The following is a 9,427-nucleotide window of genomic DNA, read 5'->3' on the forward strand; positions in this document are numbered from 1 at the left end:
AGCCGGTGGTGGATGTGGTGACCCGCATCGATTTTCGCATCTCGGGCCCGCTCGATGCACCCAAGCTGGTCGAGGCGGGCCGGGATCGCGCGCGCATCAAGCTTAACCAGCAGCAGAAGGAAGCTGTGAACGAGGTTGCTCCCGTTCTGCCAGCCAGCGAGGTCAGCCCCTTCTTGTTGACCCCAAAACCGAGCGGGCCGCCCTCGCGTTGATGGTGTCCCCCAAACTCAAGGAGAGCGACATGTGGTTAGCCGCAATACAGCTGGTATCTGGCCGTCACTGGCAGGATAACCGGAAGCAGATCGCCGCCGAACTGGCGGCCTTGCCCAAAGAGCGGCCGCTGCTGGCGCTGCTGCCGGAGAACTTTGCCCTGTTTGGCGAACGACAGGGCTATCTGGATGGTGCCGAGGCAATCGGCTCCGACCCCAGCGCCGATCCGAGTGGAACAGCGCCCATCCAGCAGCAACTGGCTGAATGGGCCCGCAATTACGGCATCTGGCTGGTGGCCGGAGCCATGCCGACCACCATCGCCGGTTCCGGCCATATTCACACCAGCTCGCTGGTGTTTGACCCCAGCGGTGAGCTCAGGGGCCACTACCACAAGATCCACCTGTTCGATGTGGATGTGGCGGACAATCACGGTCGCTATCGGGAGTCGGAGACCTTCAGCCCGGGGGAGGCGCCTGTGTTGGTGGACTCTCCCTTTGGTCCCCTCGGCCTCTCGATCTGTTATGATCTGCGCTTTCCCGAGCTCTACCGTCAGTTGGCCCGTGCCGGTGCCCGCGTGCTGCTGGTGCCTGCCGCTTTTACCGCCGTGACCGGCGAGGCGCACTGGGAGCCGCTGCTGCGGGCCCGCGCCATCGAAAACCAGTGCTACGTGGTGGCTGCCAATCAGGGCGGCACTCACGAGACGGGGCGCCAGACCTGGGGCCACAGCATGGTGATCGATCCTTGGGGTCGGGTGCTGGCGAGCAAAGAGTCCGGGGGCGGCACCGTGCTGGCGAAGATGGAGCCCGGGCTTATCGACGAATTGAAACGCACCATGCCAGTGCTGCAACACGCCCGTTTGCTCTGATGGTGTGGTGAAAAATTGAAACGCAGCCGTTTGCCCGTGCTGGAGCATGCCCGTTTGTTGTGATGGTGTGGCTTGTTGCCAACCCGTCGGCAAGACGATTTAAAACAGCTCGTTACGAGAGTGGAGAAGAAGATTGAGTCTATTGAGCCAGGTTAGTGCCTCCCTGTTGGCCCCGAACGAACTCGACGAAGGGCGCCTGCAGCAGCTGCTCGGCAGCCTGATGAGCCATCAGGTGGAGTTCGGCGATCTCTATTTCCAGCGCAGCTGGCACGAGTCCTGGATGCTGGAAGATGGCATCGTCAAGGATGGCAGCTATAACATCGATCAGGGGGTCGGAGTGCGCGCCGTCAGCGGCGAGAAGACCGGCTTCGCCTACTCGGACGAGCTGAGCCTGCTGGCCCTGCAACAGTCGGTGACCGCCGCTCGCGGCATCGCCGCCGCAGGTGCGCAGGGCAAGGTGAAGGCGTGGGCGCGCACCGAAGCGAACCTGCTCTATCCGGCCATGGATCCGCTGCAGACCCTCGACAAGCACCAGAAGATTGCCCTGCTGGAGCAGATGGACAAGTTCGCCAGAAGTCTGGACACCGCTATCAATCAGGTGATGGCCTCCATCAGCGGCGTCTACGAAGAGGTGTTGGTGGCTGCGACCGACGGCACCCTGGCCGCGGATGTGCGTCCGCTGGTGCGGCTGTCGGTGACCGTGATCGCCGAGAAGGGTGATCGCCGCGAGCGTGGCAGTGCCGGTGGCGGCGGCCGCTTTGGTTACGACTGGTTCCTCGAACTGGACGGGCTGGAGAGCCGCGCCTTTGGCTATGTGCGTGAAGCGGTGCGTCAGGCGCTGGTCAATCTGGAAGCCATCGACGCGCCAGCCGGTACCATGCCAGTGGTGTTGGGCTCCGGCTGGCCCGGCGTGCTGCTGCACGAGGCGGTGGGTCACGGTCTGGAGGGGGATTTCAACCGCAAGGGATCTTCCGCATTTGCCGGCCGCATTGGCGAGCAGGTGGCTTCAAAGCACTGCACTATCGTCGATGATGGCACTCTGCCGGGTCGACGTGGCTCAGTCTCCATCGATGACGAGGGGACGCCGGGTGGCTACAACGTGCTGATCGAGAACGGCATTCTCAAGGGTTATCTGCAGGACAAGCAGAATGCCCGTCTGATGGGGGTACCGCTCACCGGCAACGGTCGCCGCGAATCCTACGCTGCCATGCCGATGCCGCGCATGACCAACACCTACATGCTGGCGGGCCAGTATGATCCGGCCGAGATCATCGCCTCGGTGAAGAAGGGCATTTATGCCCCCAACTTCGGCGGCGGTCAGGTGGATATCACCTCCGGCAAGTTTGTCTTCTCCGCCTCCGAGGCCTACCTCATCGAAGATGGCAAGATCACCGCCCCCATCAAGGGCGCGACCCTGATCGGCAACGGCCCCGAGGCGATGAGCCAGGTCTCCATGGTGGGCAGCGATCTTGCGCTGGATCGCGGGGTTGGCATCTGCGGCAAGGAGGGGCAGAGCGTACCGGTCGGTGTCGGCCAACCCACCCTCAAACTGGATCAGCTCACCGTGGGTGGCACTTCGTAGGTTTGGGTTAGCCGCGCAGCGGCGTAACCCGACGTATTCAAACCCCGACTCTTGCCGGGGTTTTGCTATTCAGGGAACCACAGGCAACAAAAAGCCCCGGTCGTTGGACCGGGGCTGGCGGGTTATTCGGTATCAGTTGACGGATATGGCGCGGGCGTCGATGAAATAGCGAGCGTTACCCTCTTTATCTATCTGGATTTTGGCAACCAACTGCTCTTGCTCTTTATATTCCCAGTGTTGTTCGATCTTGGCGAGGGATGGGCTCGCAATCCCAACTACGTTCAGGTACTCGTGAAACAGGCTATGGCTCCCTATTTCGGTCAGCATCTTGTCCATCTGCATACTCTCCTGAAGTTGAGTGGGTATTCATCAACAAACCTATCAGCGTCCATCTGAATATAGTCTGCATGAAAAACAAACTAACTCATTCATGTATCAATAACATGATCAGGAACAAGATCTGTGCAGATAGTAAGGGACTTTTTGACACCGTTTTCAATCAGCGCTGGCGGGCTTCTGCGGCAACTGATCAAACGTGCCGGAAGCCTGCGGTAGCGCCGGGGTGGTTTGCACGGCCTGGCCGCCGTGGAAGACCGGATCCTGTGCCACTTCCTTGATGCCGTTGATGCAAAACTGCATACCCATGCAGACCAGCAGGAAGCCCATGATGCGGGTCATGGCGTCGATGCCGGTGGCGCCCAGGATCTTGCAGACCGGATCCGCCAGCTTCAATACTCCCCAGCTGATCAGGCTCATCAGGGCAAACGCCGTTACCACACCGGCGTAGATGGTGAGGCGGTTGTACTCGTCAGGCAGCTCGGCAATCTGGGCTGCCCCGCTTATTACCAGCGCCATGGTGCCCGGCCCGCACATGCTGGGCATGGTGAGTGGTACGAAGGCGATGCTCTGGTTGATATCGACCCCGCTCTGCTGGCTGGGGGCGGGGAACAGCATGCGAAAGCCGATAAAGCCGATGATGAGGCCACCGGCCAGGCGCAAGCCCGGAATGGAGATCCCGAACAGATCCAGGATCGAGGATCCGATAAAGAAGGTGATGCAGAGGGTGCAGAACAGATAGATGGCGGCCAGATTGACCTGACGTCTCACGTGTTCGCGCGACATCCCCTTGCTCAGTCCCAGCAGCAGGGTGGCCGTGGTGGGCGGGTTGACCATGGGCAGCAGCGCCAGCAAGGTGAGTAATACGACCTGAAAGAACATCTTGAGCCTCGGATAAAGATTTGGACGTCATGGGGCGATGCGGGTGGCAGGCCCCAGAGGGAGGCATATCTTATGCTGGCGAAACTGAACATAAGCAGTACAAAAAAGCCCCGGCAGATTCCGGGGCGTGTTGTTGGGGTCAGGCCGTTTGCGGCGCTTGCTGTTGGCGGATGGCTCGTTGCTGGAACCAGAGCCAGAGGCCGATGGCGAAACCCAGCACCGACAGGCTCACCACATAGTGGGAGGGGGCCAGCATGTCGCTCTTCATCCAGAGGGTCACCGCCATCGGGGTGAGGCCACCGAAGATGGCGTAGGCCACGTTGTAGGAGAACGACAGACCGGAGAAGCGCACCACCGGCGGGAAGGCGTTGACCATCACGTAAGGCACGGCACCGACAATCCCGACCGCAAAGCCTGCCAGCATGTAGAGCGGCACCAGCTGGCTCGTACCGGCCGCCAGACCGTGATAGAAGGCGTAGCTGGCGCCAGCCAGCAGCAGGGAACCCAGCATAAAGGTGAGGCCACTGCCGAGGGTGTCGATCAGTCGACCATAGACGATGCAGCCGAGGGTCAGGGCCACGATCGCCAGCGAGTTGGCGGTCAGTGCGTCGGCCGGGCTGATGCCATAGACCTTTTGCAGGTAGGTGGGGGTCATCAGGATCACCACCACGATACCGGCGGAGAGCAGCCAGGTGAGCAGCATGGAGACCACCACGCTGCTCTTGTGGTTGCGCAGCACTGCCTTGAGGGGCAGTTCGCCAGCCAGGGTCTTGTTGGCTTTCATCTCGGCGAAGACCGGGGTTTCGTGCAACCAGCGACGCAGGTACATGGCGACGATGCCGAAGATACCGCCTAGCAGGAAGGGCACACGCCAGCCCCACTCGCTCACTTCGGCCGGGGTCAGGCTCTTGTTGACCGCGGTGGCAATGAGGGAGCCGAGCAGGATGCCTGCCGTCAATCCAGCCGTGAGCGTGCCGCAGGCGACCCCGACCCGACGGGCGGGAACGTGCTCGGCGACAAATACCCAGGCGCCCGGCACTTCACCACCGATGGCAGCGCCTTGCAGGATCCGCAGTCCCAGCAGGGCGATGGGGGCGCCGATGCCGAGCACCGCATAGGTGGGCAGCAGACCGATCAACAGGGTCGGCAGCGCCATCATGATGATGCTGAGGGTGAACATCCGCTTGCGACCGATGAGATCGCCAAAGTGGGCCATGATGATGCCGCCAAGCGGGCGGGCCAGATAACCGGCGGCGAAGATGCCGAAGGTCTGGAACTGGCGCAGCCATTCGGGAATGTCGGCCGGGAAGAAGAGCTCGCCGATGACCACGGCGAAAAAGACGAAGATGATGAAGTCGTAAAACTCCAGCGCACCGCCGAGGGCAGCCAGACTCAAAGTTTTGTAATCCTGTCGATTGAGGAGGCGGGCGTGATCTTGCTGTTGCGTGGTGGTAGTCATATCCGTATGTTTCCCATCGGTTTTTTTAGTTATTGTCACCCCGGACAAGGGGCATTTGCAGGTGATCGAGAGTATGCTGCCTGCCTCTGGTGTGTAAATCGCGCAATTCGCAACACTGTCTTGCATCTTTTTGGGGCAATTTTTTGGGAAAACCGTTCTGCCCCGCTGACGGAGGAATCATGGAAAAGAAACGGGTACTGCTCTCCTGGAGCAGCGGCAAGGATTGCGCATGGGCACTGCATCAGTTGCGGCAAGATCCAGCCATTGAGGTGGTAGGGCTGTTCACCACCCTTAATCAGGAGTTCGAACGGGTGGCGATGCACGGGGTGCGCAAGCAGCTGTTGACCGAGCAGGCCGCCTGTGTCGGGCTGCCCCTCATCACCATCGATCTGCCCTGGCCCTGCAGCAACGAGGATTACGCCCGCATCATGACCGGCTTTATCGCCGATGTGGTGGCACAGGGGATCCGCCATATGGCCTTTGGCGACTTGTTCCTTGAGGATGTGCGCGCCTACCGTGAAACGCAGCTGGCAGGCACCGGCATCGAACCACTGTTTCCGCTGTGGGGCAGCAATACTCGTGAACTGGCGCCGCAGATGGTGGCCGCTGGGTTGAAGGCGCGGATCAGTGCCCTCAACCCGAACAAGCTGGATGCCAGCCTGGGTGGCCACGACTTTGACGAGGCACTGCTGGCGGCGCTGCCGGAGGGGGTCGATCCGTGCGGCGAGAACGGCGAGTTTCACACCCTGGCCTATGATGGCCCCATGTTCTCACGCCCGCTTGGCATTCGGGTCGGTGAGACAGTGCTGCGCGACGGCTTTGTCTTTACTGATCTGCTGCCAATCAAAGATTAATTATCGGGCGTCAAATGCTCCCTTTTGCAGGAGCTTTCACAGATTTGAAGGGCGGGATGGGGGCACTATTGGCCCCCTCTTTTGATTGAAGATGACAACCTGCCTTATGAAACACATCTCTCGTCCGGCGCTGCTTGCCTCCTTGCTGGCTGCCGCCCTCTCTCTGCCTGCCGTGGCGGGTCAAGCCGCTACCGTTCAGCCTATCCCTGCCGGTGTCACCACCGTCACTCTGGCCCAGCAGGCGCCGATCCACTGGGTGTCAGTGGAGCAGATTGCCAAGAGTCTGGATGGCCTGCCCCCGATGGCAGTCGGGTTTGATATCGACGATACCCTGCTCTTCTCCAGCCCGGGTTTTTATCGCGGCAAACAGGAGTTCTCGCCCAACGACGAGAGCTATCTGAAGAACCCCGCCTTCTGGGAGAAGATGAATAACGGCTGGGATGCGTTCAGCATGCCGAAAGAGGTGGGCAAGGCGCTCATCGCCATGCATCTCAAGCGCGGTGACCACATCTATTTCGTCACCGGCCGCTCGGCCACCAAGACCGAAACCGTGAGCCAGACTCTGCAGCAGACCATGAATATTCCGGCCGAGCAGCTCAATCCGGTGATCTTCGCCGGTGATCAGCCGGGCCAGAACACCAAGGTGCAGTGGCTCAAGGATAAGCAGATGAAGCTCTTCTACGGCGACGCCGATGGGGATATCAAGGCGGCGCAGGAGGTCGGCATTCGCGGCATTCGTCTGCTGCGGGCCGCCAACTCCAGCTATCGGCCACTGCCGTTGGCAGGGGCGCTGGGGGAAGAGGTGATCATCAACTCCCAGTTCTGATCCGGAGCGGATCCATGCAACAAGGGCGGGGCCATCGGCACCCGCCCTTTTTGCATCCGTTATCCAGCTCGGGTCAGTCGTCTGCCCACGGCATCTCGGGCAGGCTGTCGAGGAACTCGCCGTAACGGGTCAGATTGAAGGGGCCCTGATCGGCCTCCATCGCCATCAGCTCGGCACCGAGGGCGCAGGCGATATATTGCAGCGCCTCTTCCCGCGGGGTGCCCTTCATTACCAGCCGCATCAGGGTCGCCTTCACATGGGGCGGGTGACCGTCGTTGAGCTGGTTCTCCACCATCTCCAGCAGCGCGTCTTCGTCAAAAAATTCCTGAGTGTCGTCCATCGAATCATCGCATCAGTGAGTGAGGCGAGCAGTATAACCCGAAGCGGAGGCTGCGCTGTTTATCAGCAACCCAAACAATCCGGTGCGGTGCCATTTATTTGCTCATAATTAACGGGAGTTTGCCAAAGCAGACAGTTAGGAACACACATAACATGGATGGACACGCCTATGCCCACGATAGATTCCCTGCTGGCCGAGCCCAAGCTGCTGCCACAGATCCCGGAAGTGATGCGCGACTTGATTCAGACCTTTAACGAAAAGGAGCCAGACTTGCTCAAGGTGAGCAAACTGATCAGCAAGGACCCCGTCATCTCTGCCAAGCTGCTACGGCTGGCCAATTCGGCCAAATTTGGCAGCAGTCGTCAGATCGGTACCGTCAACGAGGCGGCGGTGCGGCTGGGGTTGGCGATGGTGCGCAACATGGTACTGGCCTGCGGTCTCACCGAATCAGTCAAGGCGGTACCAGGGATCGATCTCAAGCACTTCTGGGGTTGTGTATTCAATGTGGCCGAACTGGCCCGTCGCCTGGCGAAGAAGAAGGGGATGAGTGGGGAAGAGGTTTTTACCTGTGCCCTGCTTTACGATCTGGGTCGCCTGGTGATGCATGTGGGGTTGCCAGAAAATACCGTAAACCATATTCACGATTTGGAACGGCATAAAGGGCGGGCCAAGGCAGAAGAGCTGGTAGTCGGTTTTAACTATGCCCAGGTCGGGGCCGCCATGGCGCGTTACTGGAAGTTCCCCGAGACCATTAGCAATGCAGTGGAGCATCACTACAACCCCATGCAGGCCAAGGCATTTTCGAACGAGGCAGGGCTCATTCATCTGGCCATCGTGCTGGCGGCTCAGTCTGATGTGGGGGAAGAGGCGCCGCCCGAGTGGCCTCACAAGGTGGCAGAGACCTTGGGGTTGAGTTGGGCCGATTGCGCTGCCGAGTTCCGCGCATTGCGTGAACAGGGTAATGGCTATGCCGGGTTGCTGGCCGCCTGAGCCCGTTTATCTCATATCATCAGGGGCCAACGCGGCCCCTTTTTCATGGCGGGTGGTGCCACAGGCTTGCCAGCCCGGAGGTGACGGGGCACTCTTTGTCCTTCACTTGCCGTTTGAGAGCCGCAGCCATGATTACCTCCTCCCGCCTGATCCTGCGTGAAATGATCGCCACCGACGCCCCCTTCATTCTTGAACTGCTCAATGACGGCGACTTTTATCGTTACATCGGTGATCGGGGCATTCGTACCCTCGAACAGGCGCAGGAGTATATCCAGCAGGGGCCGGCGGTCAGCTATGCCCGCTATGGTCACGGCCTCTATCTGGTGGAGCGCAAGGAGGATGGCGCCAGCCTCGGTATCTGCGGTCTGATCAAGCGCGATACCTTGGAGCAGGTCGATATCGGGTATGCCTTCCTGCCGCAATATCGCGGCCAGGGCTACGCCATTGAAGCGGCGCAGGCCGCTCTTGCCGATGGCAAAAGCCGGTTGGGGATCGGGCAGGTGATTGCCATCGTTACGCCGGGCAACGAGCGATCCATCGGCCTGTTGGCCAAGCTGGGTCTGGTTCGCAGCCGCTTGGTCAAGTTGAGCGAAGATGCCGATGAGTGTCTGCTGCTGGAGCAGGGATCAAGGTCAGAGTGCTGGCAAGCGCATGGTGAGGTGTCTGGTCAGGCGGAGTGACAAGCAAGAGGCTGGAGCTGGCATCTGGGCTAGCGATTGGCCAAATGTGTCCCAGATAGGGTCTATGCCTGATTTCCAGGCATTTATCCCTCCTTCATTAACAGAACAAGGAAACTGCGGGGTAGACCATACACAGTCAAAAATGATCTCACCTGGTATCACCGCCAATGAGCGAGTTCTCGTGGTGCGCCACCTCAAACAGCAACCAGTCAACAAACGCTCGTACTCTGGGATGCTCGGCCACATCTTTGCGGGTCACCACATAGTAACCCAACCCCTGGTGATGGCTGTGGTCAAATGGAAAGACCAATTGGCCGCTCGCCACCAGTGCCCGCGCCAGTTGGTAACGCCGCATTGCCACGCCAAGGCCGCTGCAGGCGCCAATAATGGCGGCATCGTAATG

The 9,427-nt window shown here is 60.1% G+C and carries 12 protein-coding genes; 7 read left to right on the top strand and 5 right to left on the bottom strand.

Annotated elements, in window-relative coordinates; genetic code table 11:
- The 3 genes from ACRAUW_RS14620 to tldD all read left to right on the top strand — a co-directional run.
- Positions 1-212, top strand: a 212-nt coding sequence (locus tag ACRAUW_RS14620) for a hypothetical protein (protein ID WP_431362862.1), incomplete at its 5' end; no start/stop codon positions are given.
- Between the two features lie 29 nt (positions 213-241).
- The gene (locus tag ACRAUW_RS14625; RefSeq protein ID WP_431362863.1) at positions 242-1,075 is read left to right on the top strand and encodes a carbon-nitrogen hydrolase family protein; all 834 of its coding nucleotides are present in this window, start codon (positions 242-244) and stop codon (positions 1,073-1,075) included.
- 133 nt (positions 1,076-1,208) lie between these two features.
- Positions 1,209-2,657 (top strand): metalloprotease TldD, encoded by a 1,449-nt coding sequence (gene tldD / locus ACRAUW_RS14630; RefSeq protein ID WP_431362864.1) that lies wholly within the window; start codon positions 1,209-1,211, stop codon positions 2,655-2,657.
- Between the two features lie 132 nt (positions 2,658-2,789).
- Here the strand turns inward: tldD and ACRAUW_RS14635 are convergent, their stop codons facing one another.
- The 3 genes from ACRAUW_RS14635 to ACRAUW_RS14645 all read right to left on the bottom strand — a co-directional run bounded on the left by ACRAUW_RS14635 (position 2,790) and on the right by ACRAUW_RS14645 (position 5,334).
- Positions 2,790-2,993, bottom strand: a complete 204-nt coding sequence (locus ACRAUW_RS14635; protein ID WP_431362865.1) for a hypothetical protein — start codon at positions 2,991-2,993, stop codon at positions 2,790-2,792.
- A 159-nt stretch (positions 2,994-3,152) separates the two neighbouring features.
- Positions 3,153-3,875, bottom strand: coding sequence for a MarC family NAAT transporter (locus ACRAUW_RS14640; protein WP_431362866.1), 723 nt, complete (start codon positions 3,873-3,875; stop codon positions 3,153-3,155).
- A 139-nt stretch (positions 3,876-4,014) separates the two neighbouring features.
- Positions 4,015-5,334: an MFS transporter gene (locus tag ACRAUW_RS14645; RefSeq protein WP_431362867.1), complete on the bottom strand. Its 1,320-nt coding sequence runs from the start codon at positions 5,332-5,334 to the stop codon at positions 4,015-4,017.
- A 179-nt stretch (positions 5,335-5,513) separates the two neighbouring features.
- On the opposite strand from ACRAUW_RS14645, the gene ACRAUW_RS14650 reads away from it, so the two are divergent.
- Positions 5,514-6,188 (top strand): ATP-binding protein, encoded by a 675-nt coding sequence (locus ACRAUW_RS14650; RefSeq protein ID WP_431362868.1) that lies wholly within the window; start codon positions 5,514-5,516, stop codon positions 6,186-6,188.
- Positions 6,189-6,294: 106 nt separating this feature from the next.
- Positions 6,295-7,014: an acid phosphatase AphA gene (gene aphA / locus ACRAUW_RS14655; protein WP_288728863.1), complete on the top strand. Its 720-nt coding sequence runs from the start codon at positions 6,295-6,297 to the stop codon at positions 7,012-7,014.
- A 73-nt stretch (positions 7,015-7,087) separates the two neighbouring features.
- Here aphA and ACRAUW_RS14660 read toward each other — a convergent pair whose 3' ends face one another.
- Positions 7,088-7,354, bottom strand: coding sequence for a hypothetical protein (locus ACRAUW_RS14660; RefSeq protein ID WP_317114478.1), 267 nt, complete (start codon positions 7,352-7,354; stop codon positions 7,088-7,090).
- Between the two features lie 168 nt (positions 7,355-7,522).
- Here ACRAUW_RS14660 and ACRAUW_RS14665 point away from each other — a divergent pair, with 168 nt between their 5' ends.
- Positions 7,523-8,344 (top strand): HDOD domain-containing protein, encoded by an 822-nt coding sequence (locus tag ACRAUW_RS14665; RefSeq protein WP_431362869.1) that lies wholly within the window; start codon positions 7,523-7,525, stop codon positions 8,342-8,344.
- Positions 8,345-8,472: 128 nt separating this feature from the next.
- Positions 8,473-9,024: a GNAT family N-acetyltransferase gene (locus tag ACRAUW_RS14670; RefSeq protein WP_431362870.1), complete on the top strand. Its 552-nt coding sequence runs from the start codon at positions 8,473-8,475 to the stop codon at positions 9,022-9,024.
- Between the two features lie 148 nt (positions 9,025-9,172).
- Here ACRAUW_RS14670 and ACRAUW_RS14675 read toward each other — a convergent pair.
- The coding region (locus ACRAUW_RS14675) for a LysR substrate-binding domain-containing protein (protein ID WP_431362871.1) at positions 9,173-9,427 on the bottom strand (255 nt) is incomplete at its 5' end.

Origin of the sequence: Aeromonas sp. (assembly GCF_050633025.1) — a bacterium.
In the GTDB taxonomy this organism is placed as follows: domain Bacteria; phylum Pseudomonadota; class Gammaproteobacteria; order Enterobacterales; family Aeromonadaceae; genus Aeromonas.